General features: G+C 69.7%; 16 protein-coding genes and 1 riboswitch. Of the genes, 6 read left to right on the top strand and 10 right to left on the bottom strand.

The window, feature by feature from the left end; translation table 11 throughout:
- The first annotated feature begins 240 nt into the window (after positions 1-240).
- Positions 241-579 (top strand): histone-like nucleoid-structuring protein Lsr2, encoded by a 339-nt coding sequence (locus tag SALPAC4_RS0120520; protein ID WP_018731092.1) that lies wholly within the window; start codon positions 241-243, stop codon positions 577-579.
- A gap of 726 nt (positions 580-1,305) precedes the next feature.
- Here the strand turns inward: SALPAC4_RS0120520 and SALPAC4_RS0120515 are convergent.
- Complete coding sequence (locus tag SALPAC4_RS0120515) at positions 1,306-2,013, bottom strand: nitroreductase family protein (protein WP_019871942.1); 708 nt, start codon at positions 2,011-2,013, stop codon at positions 1,306-1,308.
- Between the two features lie 47 nt (positions 2,014-2,060).
- Here SALPAC4_RS0120515 and SALPAC4_RS0120510 point away from each other — a divergent pair, with 47 nt between their 5' ends.
- The 3 genes from SALPAC4_RS0120510 to SALPAC4_RS0120500 all read left to right on the top strand — a co-directional run bounded on the left by SALPAC4_RS0120510 (position 2,061) and on the right by SALPAC4_RS0120500 (position 3,988).
- Positions 2,061-2,792, top strand: coding sequence for a helical backbone metal receptor (locus tag SALPAC4_RS0120510; protein WP_019871941.1), 732 nt, complete (start codon positions 2,061-2,063; stop codon positions 2,790-2,792).
- Between the two features lie 116 nt (positions 2,793-2,908).
- Positions 2,909-3,472, top strand: a complete 564-nt coding sequence (locus tag SALPAC4_RS0120505; RefSeq protein ID WP_019871940.1) for a DoxX family membrane protein — start codon at positions 2,909-2,911, stop codon at positions 3,470-3,472.
- Positions 3,473-3,610: 138 nt separating this feature from the next.
- Complete coding sequence (locus tag SALPAC4_RS0120500) at positions 3,611-3,988, top strand: FKBP-type peptidyl-prolyl cis-trans isomerase (RefSeq protein WP_027644924.1); 378 nt, start codon at positions 3,611-3,613, stop codon at positions 3,986-3,988.
- A gap of 84 nt (positions 3,989-4,072) precedes the next feature.
- Here SALPAC4_RS0120500 and SALPAC4_RS0120495 read toward each other — a convergent pair whose 3' ends face one another.
- The 4 genes from SALPAC4_RS0120495 to pdhA all read right to left on the bottom strand — a co-directional run bounded on the left by SALPAC4_RS0120495 (position 4,073) and on the right by pdhA (position 9,147).
- Positions 4,073-5,356 carry a L,D-transpeptidase gene (locus tag SALPAC4_RS0120495; RefSeq protein ID WP_033665018.1) on the bottom strand — a complete coding sequence of 428 codons (1,284 nt, stop codon included), beginning with the start codon at positions 5,354-5,356 and terminating at the stop codon, positions 4,073-4,075.
- A 244-nt stretch (positions 5,357-5,600) separates the two neighbouring features.
- Positions 5,601-6,977, bottom strand: coding sequence for a dihydrolipoamide acetyltransferase family protein (locus SALPAC4_RS0120490; RefSeq protein ID WP_019871937.1), 1,377 nt, complete (start codon positions 6,975-6,977; stop codon positions 5,601-5,603).
- A complete protein-coding gene (locus tag SALPAC4_RS0120485; protein WP_019871936.1) occupies positions 6,962-7,966 on the bottom strand; it encodes an alpha-ketoacid dehydrogenase subunit beta in 1,005 nt (334 codons plus the stop codon). The genes SALPAC4_RS0120490 and SALPAC4_RS0120485 overlap by 16 nt, the downstream gene beginning before the upstream one ends.
- Positions 7,966-9,147 (bottom strand): pyruvate dehydrogenase (acetyl-transferring) E1 component subunit alpha, encoded by a 1,182-nt coding sequence (pdhA, locus tag SALPAC4_RS0120480; protein ID WP_019871935.1) that lies wholly within the window; start codon positions 9,145-9,147, stop codon positions 7,966-7,968. Before pdhA ends, SALPAC4_RS0120485 begins: the two co-directional genes overlap by 1 nt.
- Before the next feature lie 72 nt (positions 9,148-9,219).
- Between pdhA and SALPAC4_RS0120475 the strand changes: the two genes are divergently transcribed.
- A complete protein-coding gene (locus tag SALPAC4_RS0120475; RefSeq protein ID WP_027644923.1) occupies positions 9,220-9,771 on the top strand; it encodes an Lrp/AsnC family transcriptional regulator in 552 nt (183 codons plus the stop codon).
- Here SALPAC4_RS0120475 and SALPAC4_RS0120470 read toward each other — a convergent pair.
- Positions 9,712-10,788 carry a DNA polymerase domain-containing protein gene (locus SALPAC4_RS0120470; protein WP_080640936.1) on the bottom strand — a complete coding sequence of 359 codons (1,077 nt, stop codon included), beginning with the start codon at positions 10,786-10,788 and terminating at the stop codon, positions 9,712-9,714. The two genes, SALPAC4_RS0120475 and SALPAC4_RS0120470, sit on opposite strands and share 60 nt — an antisense overlap.
- A 40-nt stretch (positions 10,789-10,828) precedes the next feature.
- Positions 10,829-11,710, bottom strand: a complete 882-nt coding sequence (locus SALPAC4_RS0120465) for a metallophosphoesterase family protein (protein ID WP_019871932.1) — start codon at positions 11,708-11,710, stop codon at positions 10,829-10,831.
- A 112-nt stretch (positions 11,711-11,822) separates the two neighbouring features.
- Positions 11,823-11,912, top strand: a riboswitch (ZMP/ZTP riboswitch).
- A gap of 31 nt (positions 11,913-11,943) precedes the next feature.
- On the opposite strand from SALPAC4_RS0120465, the gene SALPAC4_RS0120460 reads away from it, so the two are divergent.
- On the top strand, positions 11,944-13,380 hold the full coding sequence (locus SALPAC4_RS0120460; protein WP_019871931.1) for a glycine hydroxymethyltransferase: 1,437 nt from the start codon (positions 11,944-11,946) through the stop codon (positions 13,378-13,380).
- A 24-nt stretch (positions 13,381-13,404) separates the two neighbouring features.
- Here the strand turns inward: SALPAC4_RS0120460 and SALPAC4_RS0120455 are convergent, their stop codons facing one another.
- The 3 genes from SALPAC4_RS0120455 to SALPAC4_RS0120445 form a co-directional block, all read right to left on the bottom strand.
- Positions 13,405-14,205, bottom strand: coding sequence for a DedA family protein (locus tag SALPAC4_RS0120455; protein WP_019848947.1), 801 nt, complete (start codon positions 14,203-14,205; stop codon positions 13,405-13,407).
- Between the two features lie 88 nt (positions 14,206-14,293).
- Positions 14,294-15,127, bottom strand: coding sequence for a helix-turn-helix domain-containing protein (locus SALPAC4_RS0120450; RefSeq protein WP_019871930.1), 834 nt, complete (start codon positions 15,125-15,127; stop codon positions 14,294-14,296).
- Positions 15,128-15,292: 165 nt separating this feature from the next.
- Positions 15,293-15,532: a DUF397 domain-containing protein gene (locus SALPAC4_RS0120445; RefSeq protein ID WP_018731107.1), complete on the bottom strand. Its 240-nt coding sequence runs from the start codon at positions 15,530-15,532 to the stop codon at positions 15,293-15,295.
- Positions 15,533-15,735 lie beyond the last annotated feature (203 nt).

The following is a 15,735-nucleotide window of genomic DNA, read 5'->3' as shown; positions in this document are numbered from 1 at the left end:
TGCTGACCCTCGGTGGCAAGGATCCACTCCTCGCCACCGGGTGCTAACACACTCCGGGCGCACCAGCCAGCCGAGGATGGTCGGCACTGGTGCGCCCGAGGCGTTTTCGGTTGCCATCACGGCGATTCGGCACCAGATTTTGCCGCACCCGAAATGAAGTCGACGCGTTTAGTTGCGAAAATGCCAGGGGATAGGTCAAACTTTGACCACACCCCGCCCCCACACAGGGAGTAATCGGCCATGGCAAGAAAAGTAATCACGGTTCTGACCGACGACCTCGACGGCGGAAAAGCCGATCGAACCGTCGAGTTCAGCCTGGACGGCGTGGCGTACACCATCGACGTGTCCGACGAGAATGCGGGCATCCTCCGGAAGACGCTGGATCCGTATCTGAGCGCCGGCCGCAGGATCGGCCGGGGCGGCATGGACACGTCGCGGGCACTGCGACGGGGCACCAGCACCGGAATAGACCGGGAGCAGAACCGCGCGATCCGGGAATGGGCCGTGCAGAACGGCTACAAGATTTCTGAGCGCGGCCGCATCCCGGTGGAGGTTGTCGAGGCGTACAAGAAGCGCTGAGCGCCCGAGTACCCACCCGGGCGGGGCCGTGCCGATTCCGGCACGGCCCCGCCGCCTTTGCGCCGACCAACGGTCCCGCCGTCAGTGAGATGCCCCGCACTCCCCTGCACGTCTGTGGCGTCCGCCCGACCGTGCGAACTCCACGAGCGCACGGACACGGTTGCGTAATCGACCGGGCGGGACTGGAACACCGGACCACGGACGGGCGCCCCGGGTAGCTGAATTGATCCGGGCTCGCCACCATTCGACCGGGACCGAGGTTCGGGGTCATACCAGGCACCACCGGACTTGGCTGCAGTCGGTCCGGCCAGTCAGTTACGGGTCCCACCATGGGCGCCGCAAGCCAACTGCCCGCATCGGCGATTGCGAGATCCCTGTTGATGAACGACAGTGCGGCCGCCCGTCCAACTCGATCGACGCTGGGTGATATGCTCCAAATGCTGCACAAGCAGCAATCAACCCCCGAGAGCATAGCTGTCGACCGCCGGATCGCTCCCCGGGCAGACCGATCCTCCCGCCAGATCTCGGCCAAAATCCCTCCTTCGTCGTCGCCCTCCACATCGCCCCCGGGTTTACCAAGTCACTGCCGGGCCACGCGGGCTAGCGGTTTGCGGAAGGTAGCGCCGCTGGCCATCACAATGCGGTCTACAGCTCCGCCACCGGCTGCATAAGGAGCATCTGGCGAGACGACACAGCGGAGCACTGTCGGGTCGCGCCCGCCCCCGGTCAGCGCCAGACGACCACCTCGTCCAGCGGCTTGCGGGAGATGTCCGGCACGGTCGCCCCCTGCGCCGGGTAGCCGACCGGAATAATCAGGTTTCCCCGTTCCTCCGCCGGCCGGTCCAACAACTCGTTGAGGAAGCGCATCGGACTCGGGGTGTGGGTCAGGGTGGCGAGGCCCGCCTGGTGCAGCGCGGCGAGCAGTAGCCCGACCGCGATCCCCACCGACTCCTTGACGTAGTAGGGGCGGGGACTCTGCGGGCCGCGGTGGACCTCGAAGACGACGATCACCGCTGGGGCGGTCTCCAGGAACGGCTTGCTCGCATCCGTTCCCAGCGGCGCCAGCGCCGACAGCCACTCCTGCGGGGCGCGCTGCTCGTAGAACACCCGCTCCTCGGCCTCCGCGGCGACGCGCAGCCGCCGCTTGAGCTCCGGCTCGGTTACCACCACGAACCGCCACGGCTGCCGGTTCGCGCCACTCGGCGCCGAGGCCGCCGCCCGCAGGGCGTGCTCGAGCACCCCCTCCGGGACCGGTTTCTCGCTGAAGTCCCGCACGGTACGGCGCCGGACCATCGCCTCGGCGAACCCGCGTACTCGGGCCAGCGCCGCCGCGGGCGGCACGCCGTAGTCGGAGAGCGGTCGGACGGCGGGGGGTTGCTCAGCACGGTTCGGCGACATCCGGCCATTGTCGGCCGCCCGGGTGGCCGTGGCCACTCCCGCGCGGGCATGATCGACGCAACGGCCGACAGGAGGCGGAGCGGATGCGGGTGGTGTCACTGGTGCCGTCGCTGACCGAGGCAGTGGCGTTGACGCTGCCCGGGGCGCTGGTCGGCGCAACCGACTGGTGCACCCATCCGGTGGGGCTGCAGGTGCCCCGGGTCGGCGGCAGCAAGTACCCGGACCTGGACCGGGTCCGCGCGCTCCGGCCGGATCTGGTTCTGCTCAACGTCGAGGAGAACCGGCGCGAGGACGCGGACGCCCTGGTGGCGGCGGGGGTGCCGGTGCGGGTCACCTACCCTCGTACCGTCGATGGGGCGCTCACCGAGCTGGCCGAGCTTCTCGCCGAGCTGGGTTCGCCAGGTGAGCCCGAGTGGTTGGTCTCCGCCCGCCGCGCCTGGGCGGAACTGCCCGAGGACCGGTCACCGCGTCGAGCGGTGGTGCCGGTCTGGCGGCGCCCGTGGGTGGCGCTGGGTCGGGACACGTTCGCCGGAGACGTGCTCCGCCGACTGGGGCTGACCAATCTGTACGCCGGCCACGCCGAGCGGTATCCTCGGCCGTCCCTGGACGAGTTGCACGGCCGGGATCCTGCGCTGGTCGTGTTGCCCGACGAGCCATACCGTTTCACTGTGGAGGATGGGCCGGAGGCATTCCCCGGGCTCCCGTGCGCCCTCGTCTCCGGTCGGCACCTGACGTGGTACGGCCCGTCCCTGGTGGAGGCGCCCGCCGTCTTGGCCGCCCAGCTGGCGGCACCGGTCACCCACCCGGTGGGTTGACCCGCAGGCCCAAGGTCCCGGCTGACGAGCCCACATGACCCTGTTCGCACACGTTGCCACCGCGATCCAATTGAAGCGCCACAAGCAGTGCGATCCGAGGCACCAGCAGAAGGGGCGTGGAGACGATGACCGCGACGACCAAGCGGAACGCCGCCGAGACCACCAGCAACCTGAACCAGGTCGAAACCGGGCAGGGGCGGGCCGCCCGCCACGTACTGGCCGGCACCCGCCTGGCGCTGGGCTGGATCTTCCTCTGGGCCTTTCTCGACAAGCTGTTCGGGCTGGGGCGGGCGACCGAAGCCGACAGCGCCTGGATCAACGGCGGCAGCCCGACGAAGGGCTTCCTGAGCTTCGGCGCAACCGGCCCGTTCAAGGGCTTCTACAACAGCATCGCGGGCGCGGCCTGGGCCGACTGGCTGTTCATGATCGGCCTGGCGGCCATCGGCACCGCCCTACTGCTCGGGATCGGCATCCGGGTCGCCGCCGCGACCGGCGGACTACTCATGGTACTGATGTGGACGGCCGCCCTGCCGCCGTCGAACAACCCGTTCATGGACGACCACCTGATCTACGCCGCGGTGCTGGCGGTCATCGCCCTGCTCAACGCCGGTGACACCTGGGGGCTCGGTCGAGCCTGGGCCGGACTCCCGATCGTACGGCGGATGCCCTGGCTCCGTTGACGATCCCGGTACTCGGCTGGGCGGGCGTCACCAGTGGTGACGCCCGCCCAGCGTGTTCGCGGCCCCCTGGCGGTCGGCCAGCGACTATCCGGCAGGATCGGGCAGGTCAGGCACCACGACAAAGGACAGGAGACGCTGGTGAACCAGGCAACGAAGCCCGAGGTGGGACCGATCGAGGGCGCCCCGCCGAGCGACCTCCTCGTTGAGGAGATCACCGTCGGCGAGGGAGCGGAGGCGCAGGCCGGGCAGGTCGCCCGCGTCCACTACGTCGGTGTCGCCCACTCCACGGGCCGTGAGTTCGACGCATCGTGGAACCGTGGCGAGCCGCTCGAGTTCCCCCTCGGCGGCGGGCGAGTCATCGCTGGCTGGGACCAGGGGGTGGTCGGCATGCGGGTCGGCGGTCGACGGCGACTGACCATTCCGCCGCACCTCGCCTACGGCGACCGGGGCGCCGGCGGCGTCATTGCGCCGGGCGAGACGCTGGTCTTCGTCGTTGACCTGGTCGGCCTCCGCTGACCGTCCCACCAACCGGGCCCGGGCGTTCCCTCCGGCTCACCGAAGGGAACGCCCGGGGACCACTCGTCACCTCAGCGCTGGCGGTCAGCCGCCGCTCACGGAGGGCTCCGGGGCAGGGGAACCGCTGCCCTCAGACGGCACCGGTGCCGGGGAGCCGCCGGCCACCGCGCCCGGGTTCGGGGCCGCCTGGCTTGGTTTCAGGCCGGCCGGCACGGGCAGGGCGCTGCCCTTGACGTACTCCTCCCAGCTCACGTTCCAGGCGGTCCAGCCGTTGCCCTCCCCCAACGTCACCTCGGTGCCCTTGATCGTCACCAGGTCGCCGACCTGAGTGACGCCCATCAGCCAGTCGGCGCTGGCGGCCGAGAGGTTGGTACAGCCGTGGGAGACGTTGCGGTATCCCTGAACCCCCTCCGACCAGGGCGCACCGTGGAGGAACTCACCCTGCCAGGTCAGCCGCTGCGCATCCTCGACATCCACCACGTACGGGTCCGCCGAGCCACGGGTGTCGAAGGTGGTGAACTCATGCTTTTCCATGATCACCATCTTCCCGCTGGAGGTCGGCGTGCTCGGCTTGCCGAGGCTCACCGGCAGCTCTCGCAACAGCTTTCCGTCCTGGAACACCGACATCTGCTTGGTCTCGTTGTCGATCTCCAAGGCGACCTGACGGCCGATCTTCGAGGTCGCCCGCCGGTCGGCGTCGCCCACGTACTCCTCGCCGATCGGCAGGCCCTCCAAACCGGCACGGAAGCTGATCGTCGTGCCCGGTTGCCAGAAGTCCGGTGCCCGGTAGTAGGCCTGGCTTCCGTCGGATACCCAGGACCACACCCCCGGCTGAGACGGGTTGGTCCGCACAAACAAACGCCGCTGAACCGCAGCCCGGGCTTCCTCCGGAATTGGTGGATCGAACGCGACGGTCACCGGCATTGCGGTTCCGTACGTCCGGTCACCCGCAAAATACAACGTACTGGTAATAGCCGGTTTGGTGGACTTCGGCCTCGTAGTGAAGGTTATTGTCCGGTTGGTAGTGGTTTTACCGGAGTCGCCGGTAGCGGTCACCTCAGCCGTGTATGTCTGTTTTGGCTTTAACGGCTTACTCGGCACCCAGGTCGAGCCATCCTCCCGGGGCTCCCCCTTGACCTCGTTCCCCGCGTCGTCGGTGACGCGGACCGCGGTAATCGTCCCGCCCTTGACCGCGGTGCCGACCTCGGCGCTGATCGGGACGTCTGTCGCTTGGTCGGCCGGCGTCACGGTCAATTCCGGCGGAGCCGGTCGGGCCTCCTTGCGCTCGCCGACGGTGCACCCGACGAGCGCCACCGATACGGCCGCGACAGTTACCGTGAGCAGCGTCATTCGCCGCCTGATTGTCATGTGCGCACCCCCGTTGGTCGCCTCCTCCGCCACATTCTCTCCGCTGCGCCACCCAGGGAATGCATTTTTGACAAATTCGACGACCTAACTATCTCCCACATTTCCTGGCTTTGGGTCTTATATTCCGAAACTGCCCGATCATGTTTTACGGCTGATATCCGAGCGGTCCACGACCGTTCGTCCGAAATACACCCAAACATGCGGCGGAGCCCGGAACGCGGGGCCTACCGGCCCCGCGTTCCGGTCAGAGGTTCGCGATCAGCACCGCTGGCCGCTCGACACAGTCCGCGACATGCCGCAGGAAGCCACCGGCCACCCCGCCGTCGCAGACCCGATGATCGAAAGTAAGGCTGAGCTGCGTCACCTTGCGTACCGCAAGCTGCCCGTCCACCACCCACGGCTTGTCCACAATCCGCCCGACGCCGAGCAGCGCCGCCTCCGGATGGTTGATGATCGGAGTCGATCCGTCCACCCCGAACACGCCATAGTTGTTCAGCGTGAACGTGCCGCCGGTGAGCCGGGTCGGTGGCAGCGTGCCAGCCCGCGCCGCCGCCGTGGTCTCGGCCAACGCGGCGGCCAGTCCGGCGGTGGTGAGCCGCTGCGCGTCACGCAGCACCGGAACCACGAGCCCTCGGTCGGTCTGGGCGGCGATGCCCAGGTGCACCCCGGCGGACTGGACGATCCGCTGCGCCCCACTGTCTACCCGGGCATTGAGCTGGGGGAACCTGCGCAGCCCAGAGAGGCAGATCCGGGCGAGCAGCGCCAGGATGCTCACCGGTTCGGCCGGGGTGGCGGCGTTGATCGCCGCCCGGGTCTCCAGCAGGGCAGTCGCGTCGGCGTCCACCCAGATCGTCACCTCGGGAATCTCCTGCCGGCTGCGGGAGAGCTTGTCGGCGATGACCTTGCGGATTCCGGTCAACGGCAGGATCACCTCGCCGTCGGCGGGCACGGCGTCCACCGCGGGCACCGCGACCGGAGCGGGGGTGGCCGCCTCCACATCAGCCCGCCGAATCACGCCGCCGCGGCCGGTACCACGCAGGGCGGCTAGGTCAACGCCGTGCTGCTTCGCCAGCCGCCGCACGATCGGCGAGATGACCCGAACGCTCACGCCGGGCGCTCCCCGGCCGCCACTCGGGACGGGGTTGGTCCGAGTCCCGCCACCCGAGGTGGCTTCGGTCCGGGCAGCGCCACCCGAGGCGGCGTCGGTCGGTACGGATCGGGCAACCCGGGGCCGCCGTCGACGCGCCGCTCCGCCGTGGCCGGTGCCATACCCAATCAAGACGTTCCCGGAGCCAGCCCGCTCCTGCTCCCGGTTGACCACGGGCCCGCCAGAGCTAACCGGAGCAGCATCCGTCTCGACCGCGTCCAGCGACGCGATGGTGATCAAGGGCTGGCCGACCGGCCGCACCTCACCCGCCATGCCGTGCAGGGCCACCACCCGCCCGGCATACGGACAGGGCACGTCTACGACCGCCTTGGCGGTCTCCACCTCCACGACGGCCTGGTCCACCGTCACCGTGTCGCCCACGGCGACCCGCCACTCGACGATCTCCGCCTCACTGAGCCCTTCCCCGAGATCCGGCAGAAGGAAGACCCGCTCACTCATCAGGCCGCCACCCACCGCTCGTCGGGCTGGTCGTCCCACTGGAGGCGGGCCACCGCGTCGAGCACGCGATCCACCGACGGCAGGTGGGTGTGCTCCAGCATCGGCGCCGGGTACGGGATGTCCAACCCGGCAACCCGCAGTACCGGAGCGTGCAGGGAGTGGAAGCAACGCTCCTGCATCCGCGCGGCGATCTCCGCGCCGACCCCGGCGAAGCCCTGGGCCTCGTGGACCACCACGCACCGGCCGGTCTTGCGTACCGACGCCGCGACCGTGTCGTCGTCGAACGGCACAATCGTCCGTACGTCAACGACTTCAAGGTTCCAGCCCTCCGCCTGGGCCGCCTCGGCGGCCGCCAGGGCCACCGGCACCGCCGGCCCGTACGCGACCAGGGTGCCATCAGTGCCCGGACGACGTACGACGGCGCGGCCGAACGGCTCGGTCCGAGCTGGCAACTGCGTCTCGGCGCTGGCGAAGTAGAGCTTCTTCGGCTCCAGGAAGACGACCGGATCCGGATCGTCGATCGCCGAACGCAGCAGCGAGTAGGCATCTGCCACGGTGGCCGGGGTGACGACCTTCAGACCGGGCGTGTGCGCGTAGTACGCCTCGGAGGAGTCGCAGTGGTGCTCCACCCCGCCGATGCCACCGGCGTACGGGATCCGGATGACGATGGGCGCGGTCAGCGCGCCCCGGGTGCGGTTGCGCAGCTTCGCCACGTGCGAGGCGATCTGCTCGAAGGCCGGGTACCCGAACGCGTCGAACTGGATCTCCACCACCGGCCGTAGCCCGGACATGGCGAGGCCAACCGCGAAGCCGACGATGCCGGCCTCGGCGAGCGGAGTGTCGAAGCAGCGCGTGTCGCCGAAGCGGGCCGCCAGCCCGTCGGTGATCCGGAAGACCCCGCCAAGTTGACCGACATCCTCGCCGAAGACGACCACCCGGTCGTCGTCGAGCATCGCGTCGGCGAGCGCGGTGTTGAGCGCCTTCGCCATGGTCATGCTTGCCATCACCCAGCTCCCTCCTGGTCAGCGGCCAACTCGGCACGAACCTGCGCCCGCTGTTCGACCAGTTGCGGCGTTGGTTCGGCGTAGACGTGGTCGAAGAGCGTCATCGGGTCGACAGTCGGCTTGTCGTGCATCCGCTCCCGCAGGTCGGCCGCGTGCTCCTCGGCCTGCGCGGCCACCCGCGCCACGGTGGTGTCGTCCAACGCCCCCCGGTCCCGCAGGTAGGTCTCCAGCCGAACGACCGGGTCCCGGTCCTGCCAGCTCGCTACCTCATCGGCGTCCCGGTAGCGGGCGGCGTCGTCGGCGTTGGTGTGCGGCTCCATCCGGTAGGTGTGCGCCTCCACCAGGAAGGGGCCGTGCCCGGCACGGGCGTGCGCCACCGCCCGGGTGAGCACCGCGAGGACGGCGACCGGGTCGTTGCCGTCGACCCGCTCGCTGGGCACGCCGTACCCGACGCCCTTGTACGCGAGACTGGGTGCGGCGGTCTGCCGGGACAGCGGCACGCTGATCGCGTACTCGTTGTTCTGGATGAAATAGACGACCGGCGCCTTGAAGACGGCGGCGAAGTTGATCCCCTCATGGAAGTCACCCTCGCTGGTGGCACCGTCGCCGAGAAAGGCCAGTGCCACCGTGTCCCGGCCCTGGTGCGCCTCGCCGTAGGCGAGACCGGCGGCGTGCACACACTGGGTGGCCAACGGGGTGCACTGCGGGGCGGTACGCCGGACGGCCGGATCGTAACCACAGTGCCAGTCCCCACGGAGCAGGGTCAGCACCTCAACCGGGTCGATCCCCCGGGCGGTCAACGCCATCGACTCGCGATAGGTCGGGAAGACCCAGTCGTCGTCCCGCAGCGCGAGCATCGCGCCGACCTGACACGCCTCCTGGCCCCGAGCCGACGGGTAGACGGCGAGTCGACCCTGTTTGGTCAGGGCGGTGGCCTGCAGGTCGAAACGGCGGCCGAGCACCATCCGGCGGTACAGCTCGACCAGCACCTCAACCGGGGGCGCCGGGTAGTCGGGGTGCGCCGGTAGCAGGGTACCGGCGGGGTCTAGCAGGCGAATCTGCGCACTGGCGGGCAACAGTGGGCGAGCCGGGTCCGGCGGCGCGGCCGGCCGGGTCTTTCTGCGGACCGCCCGGGGTGTGGTCGTCACGGCGGATACCTCCTGGACATCTGGTGCGCCCATGCTCCTGCGGTCGGATGATTGACTCAAGATCCCCCGCAAACGCAGGATGGTTGGTCTGCGGGAGGTGCCACGATGAGCCAAGAGTCCGGCCCGGATGGGGCCTCGACGACCAGACCGGGACGATCGGCCCGGCCGCTAGACCACGTGGACCGCCGCATCCTGGCCGAGCTGGTCCGGGACGGACGCACGTCGGTGCGGACACTCGCCGCCCGCCTGCACATCTCCCGAACCAACGCGTACGCCCGGGTGGAGCGGTTGCTGCGCGACGGGGTGGTCACCGGCTTTCAGGCCCGGGTGGCACCGGAGGCCGCCGGGTTGGGCACCTCGGCGTACATCGCCATCACCATCGAGCAGAACACCTGGCGTGAGGTCTCGGCGGGACTGGCCCAGGTGCACTACCTGGAGCACGCCGCACTGGTCGGCGGGGACCACGACGTACTCGCCCTGGTCCGGGCCCCGGACAACGCCACGTTGCGAGACGTGGTGCTGACCCGGGTGCAGAGCATCCCCGGAGTGCTCTCCACCCGCACCTGGCTGGTCTTCCACGAGTTCGACGGCGAGCTGTCACCCTGGGGCTCGGCCGCGCCCCCTCCGCTTCCCGGTCCCGGGCGCCCGGGACCCTGAACGCTCCGGCGGCGCCGTCAGCTTCTCCCGGTCGGCCAACTCCAGCAACGGCTCCAGCGAATAGGCCCGCTCGTCCAGACCCGCGTGCGGATCGCCGTGCTCGGTGAAGCGGGCCGGCATCGTGGTGATGTCGAAGTCCTCCGGCCGGGCATCATCCAGTTCGGTCCAGGCCACCGGTGCGGAGACCAGCGCCGCCGGGGTGGGCCGGATCGAGTACGCCGAGGTCATCGTGTGGTCCCGGGCCATCTGGTTGTAGTCGACGAAGACCGGCCGATCCCGCTGCTCCCGCCACCAGGTGGTGGTGACCAGGTCGGGCCGGCGACGCTGGATCTCCCGGCCCAGCGCCAGCACCGCCCGGCGGCAGTCTCCGAAACTCCACCGCGGCTCGATGGTGAGGTAGACGTGCAACCCTCGTCCCCCAGTGGTCTTCGGGTAGCCAACCAGCCCAAGCTCGTCGAGGAACGCACGGACCTCATGCGCCACCGGGACCACCTGGTCAAATCCGACCCCGGGTAGCGGGTCCAGGTCGATGCGTAGCTGGTCTGGTCGCTCGACATCGTGCCGGGACACCGGCCACGGGTGAAACCGGAGCGTGCCGAGGTTGACCGCCCAGGCCACCACGGCCAGCTCACTCGGCGCGAGCTCGTCCGCGCTCCGACCGCTCGGGAAGGTCAGGTGCGCGGTGCGAACCCAGTCGGGAGCGCCCGCCGGCAGCCGCTTTTGATAGAACGCGTCACCGCGGTTGTCCGCCCGTGTCGCGATCTTGGCACCGGCGAAGACGCCACGCGGCCACCGCTCGAGCATCGTCGGCCGGTCCCGCAGGGCGCGCAGAATGCCATCGCCGACGGCCAGGAAGTAGCGGATTACATCGAGTTTGGTCAGCCCCAACTCGGAAAAGTAGGGCTTGTCCGGGTTGGAGACGCGGACCAGCCGCCGTCCCACCCGGAGTTGCTCGGCCGGCGTCGCCACGCCCACACCGTAGCCGTGATCCGGGGGCGCACCAGGTCGGACGCGCATCGCCGGCCGCACGGATCCGGTTGCCCGGCGAAGGAACGGGCTACCAGGCGGTCGGTGGCAACCCTGCCGGTGCCGGCAGGATCCGGCGCGGCTGCCCCAGCGGCCCACTCCGTCGCCGCCACTCCCGGGGATAGCCCACCGACACCTCCTCGAAGCGCACCCCGTCGTACCAGGTGGTGCGCGGGACGTGGAGGTGGCCATAGACCACCGCGACGGCGTCGAAGCGCCGATGCCAGTCGGCCGTCGCCTCGGTGCCGCACCACTGCGCGAAGATCGGATAGCGGAGAATGCGGGTGGGCTCGCGACGCAGTGGCCAATGGTTCATCAGGACCGTCGGAAGCGCCGGGTCCCGCTCCGCCAGCCGCCGGGCCGTCCCGGCCACCCGGGCCGCGCACCAAGCCGACCGGCTCTCGTACGGATCGGGGTGCAGCAGATACTCGTCGGTGCAGACGATCCCGGTCCGGTACGCCTCGGCGAGCGCGGCCTGCGACGTGTCGAGGCCCTCGGGGCGCCAGCTGTAGTCGTAGAGCAGGAACAGCGGCGCCACGGTGACCGGGCCGCCGGGCCCCTCCCACACCGGATACGGGTCCTCCGGCGTGACGACGCCGAGCTCTCGGCAGAGTTCGACCAGGTGGGCGTAGCGGGCGGCGCCGCGCAGCGGCACCGGGTCGGCCGGCAGGCTCCACAGCTCGTGGTTGCCGGGCGACCAGAGCACCTTCGCGAACCGGGCAGCCAGCAGCCGCAGCGCCCACTCGACCTGCGCGACCGTATCTCCCACGTCGCCGGCGACCAGCAGCCAGTCCGCCGGCGACTCCGGGCGGAGCCGCTCGACGACCGTCCGGTTCTCCGCGTGCCGCACGTGCAGATCGCTGATTGCGAGCAGACTCCCCCGACCGTCCACCCGATCGCCCGGCCCCGTCATGTTCCGATCCTAGCCACGCTCGCCACCGCCGTCGATCTTTGATTCGGCTCCCGGCCGGCGGAGCAGGGCGTACGAATGGGTGCCGGCCTTGCCGAAGCGAACCGGTAGGATCCCCTCGGGTCGGGACTGGCGCGATTGGGATGGAGCACCATCGGGGAACGGCCCATCACGAGGACGCACGCCGAGCGCCTGGGCCTCCGCACGTCCACCGGGAACGTTCACCAGGAGGTCACATGTCGGCTAACGCCGAGTCCACCGCCTATCGCAGCGCACTCGAGGTGATCGGTGCCGTCGAGCCACGGGTCGCCAACGCCATCCGCGCCGAGCTGGCCGACCAGCGTGAGTCGCTCAAGCTGATCGCCAGCGAGAACTACGCCTCCCCCGCGACGCTGCTGGCGATGGGCAACTGGTTCAGCGACAAGTACGCCGAGGGTACGGTCGGCCGTCGCTTCTACGCCGGCTGCCAGAACGTCGACACGGTTGAGGCGCTCGCCGCCGAGCACGCCCGGGAGTTGTTCGGTGCGCCGTACGCCTACGTGCAGCCGCACTCGGGGATCGACGCCAACCTGGTCGCCTTCTGGGCGGTCCTCGCCGACCGGATCGAGTCGCCGGCGCTCAAGCGGGCCCAGGTCCGGCACGTCAACAACCTCACCGAGGCCGACTGGTTCGCGCTGCGCCGTGAGTTGGGCAACCAGCGGATGCTGGGCATGTCGCTGGACGCGGGGGGTCACCTCACGCACGGCTTCCGGCCGAACATCTCCGGCAAGATGTTCGATCAGCGCAGCTACGGCACCGACCCGGAGACCGGGCTGATCGACTACGACCGGGTCGCCGAGGCGGCCCGCGAGTTCAAGCCGCTGATCCTCGTCGGCGGCTACTCGGCGTACCCCCGGAAGGTCAACTTCCGAATCCTGCGCGAGATCGCCGACTCGGTCGGAGCCACCTTCATGGTGGACATGGCTCACTTCGCCGGGTTGGTCGCCGGCAAGGTCTTCACCGGAGACTTCGACCCGATTCCGCATGCGCACATTGTGACCTCCACCACGCACAAGTCGCTGCGCGGGCCCCGCGGCGGTCTGGTGCTCTGTGGTCCCGAGCTCGCCGAGCAGGTCGACCGGGGCTGCCCGATGGTGCTCGGCGGCCCACTGCCGCAGGTGATGGCCGCCAAGGCGGTCGCGCTCGCCGAGGCCCGGCGCCCCGACTTCGTCGACTACGCCGAGCGCATCGTCGCCAACGCGCAGGCCCTGGCTGACGGATTGCAGCGTCGGGGCGCGAAGCTGGTCACCGGGGGGACCGACAACCACCTGGCGCTGATCGACGTGACCGGGTACGGGCTCACCGGCCGGCAGGCCGAGCAGGCGCTCCTTGACTCGGGCATCGTCACCAACCGCAACGCGATCCCGCAGGACCCGAACGGCGCCTGGTACACCTCCGGGATCCGGATCGGTACGCCGGCGTTGACCACCCGGGGCTTCGGCACCGCGGAGTTGGACGCCACCGCCGAGCTGATCCACACCGTCCTGAGCCGGACCTCGCCCGGGACGAACGCCGACGGCACCGCCTCGAAGGCGAAGTACGTGCTGGACCCGGGCGTCGCCGACCGGGTCGGCAAGCAGGCCAGCGACCTGCTCACCGGCTTCCCCCTCTACCCCGCCATCGACCTCGGCTAGCCCGCCGGCACCTCGGTCGCCACGTCAGCGCACGGTGGTGTCCTCGGACCAGCTACTCCGGTAGAGAGTTCCCCGGCCCTGCGGGTCGGGGACACCATCGAGGGGCGGCATCGGCGCGGGGAACTCGTCCTCCGGTCCGTTGGGCCGCACTCCCCCGGTCGTGCGGGAGCGGCGGAGCCGGGTGACGACGAACCAGACGAGCCCCGCCACGCAGGCCAGGATGACGATGTTCTGGAGCACACCGGCGTACGCCTCGACCAGGTGCCAGTTGTCACCGAGCAGGTAGCCGGCCATGACGAAAGTCGTGTTCCAGATCAGGCTGCCCAAGGTGGTGTAGACGACGAAGGTCCACACTGGCATCCGCTCCACCCCGGCCGGGATCGAGATCATGCTTCGGAAGATCGGAATCATCCGACCGAAGAACACCGCCTTGACGCCGTGCCGGAGAAACCACTCTTCGGTCTTGTCGACGTCGCTCAGCTTCACCAACGGAAGCCGGGCGGCGATGGCGCGCATCCGGTCCCGGCCCAATGCCGCACCGATGTAGTACAGCGCGAGCGCACCCACCAGCGAACCCACCGTGGTCCAGAAGATCGCGCTGATGACGCTCATCCGCCCCTGTCCGGCAACGAACCCGGCCAGGGGGAGGATCACCTCGCTGGGAATCGGCGGAAACAGGTTCTCCAGCGCCACGGCGAGGCCGGCGCCGGGCCCGCCCAGCCGTTCCACCAGGCCGATCACGTGCCCAACCAGCCCATCCTGTGGGGGTTGCGCCTGGTTGGCGGTGGTACTGACGGAGAGGAGGGCGTGCACGGTTCGAGGCATGGCCTACACGGTACGAACTGATCCTGTCAGCGCATCCAGGCGGTCCACGGTCAACCGGAGGACCAGCTCGGGCGGCTGTGGCGCCGAGTCAGTCCGCGGGCAGTTCGGCCAGGATCCGGCCGAGGAGTTCCGGCGTACGCTCCGGCGGCTCCGCCTCCACGCAGAGCCGCTCCATCGCCAACGCGTAGAACTCCAGATCTTCCCGCTTGTCGAGGTAGAGGGCACTGGTGAGCTGCTCAATGTAGACCACATCGGGCAGCTCCTGGTCACCGAAGCGCAGGATGGAGAAGGCGCCGCCCGCGGCGGCGTGCCCGCCGGCGGCGAACGGTACGACCTGGAGCCGTACGTTCGGCAACCTTGTCGCCTCGATCAGCGCCGAGACCTGCTGCCGCATGACCGCCGTGCCGCCGATCGGCCGGCGCAGGGCCGCCTCGTCCACCACGGCCCACAGCTGCGGCGGATCCTCCCGGTGCAGCACCTCCTGCCGCCGCATCCGCAGGGTGACCCGACGGTCGATCTCCGCCGACGTGGCGCGGCTGTGACCGAGCAGCACGACCGCCCGGGCGTACTCCTCGGTCTGGAGCAGGCCGGGCACGAACTGGAGCTCGTAGGTGCGGATCAGGGCAGCTGCCGCCTCCAGCCCGAGGTACGCCTGGAACCAGGACGGCAGCACGTCACCGTATCGGTGCCACCAACCGGGGCTGTTCGCGTCCCGGGCAAGGTGGAGCAGGGCGTCCCGCTCGGTAGGGTCGGTGATGCCATAGAGGGTCAGCAGATCGGCGACGTCGCGTTCCTTGAACCCGACCCGCCCCAGCTCCATTCTGCTGATCTTCGATTCAGAGGCCCGAATCTCCCAGCCCGCGCCCTCCCGGGTCACCCCGCAGGACTCCCGCAACCGGCGCAGCTGCGCGCCGAGCATCATCCGCAGGACGGTTGGGCCCGCCGATGACCCCCCCTCAACGGGTATCGTCGCCACTGCCGCGCCTCCGTTTGCTGGACCGCGCCCGGGCCGGACCTGACCCGGTCGCCGGGCCAGCATGCCATGGCCTGTCGGTGAGGGGAATCGGTCCCGACGGCGCGGCGTGGATCAGTGAATCAGGTGATCAAAATCACCATCCCGGGCGCCGAGCACGAAGGCCGCGATCTCGTCCACGGTGTAGATCAAGGCGGGGCCGTCGGGATGTCGGGAGTTGCGCACGGCGATGCCCGCACCATCGGGTAGTTCGGCCAGCTCGACGCAGTTGCCGCTGGGGTTGCTACGGCGACTCTTCTGCCACCGCAACGGCGGCAGCTCGGGAACGGGAACGCCATTCGGTAGCGGCTGCATGTGCGCCCTTCTCGTCATGCATCCGTCCACACCGCAGCCCCTGCGGGTGCGTGTGGACAGAGAGGCTCCTGCACGTGCATCTGCTATTGCATCTGCATCGGACAGAGCGCATGATAGCCGACGGGAGTGGTGTCGATCCGCTTACCGTAAGTCACCTTTACTAGGCGACTAGCAGGGCAGACACGGGGTCGGTGACCATCGGC

Origin of the sequence: Salinispora oceanensis (assembly GCF_000383575.1) — a bacterium.
Taxonomy (GTDB): domain Bacteria; phylum Actinomycetota; class Actinomycetes; order Mycobacteriales; family Micromonosporaceae; genus Micromonospora; species Micromonospora oceanensis.
Note: the sequence above shows the minus strand (reverse complement) of the source record. Positions and strands in the feature narration are given on the sequence as shown.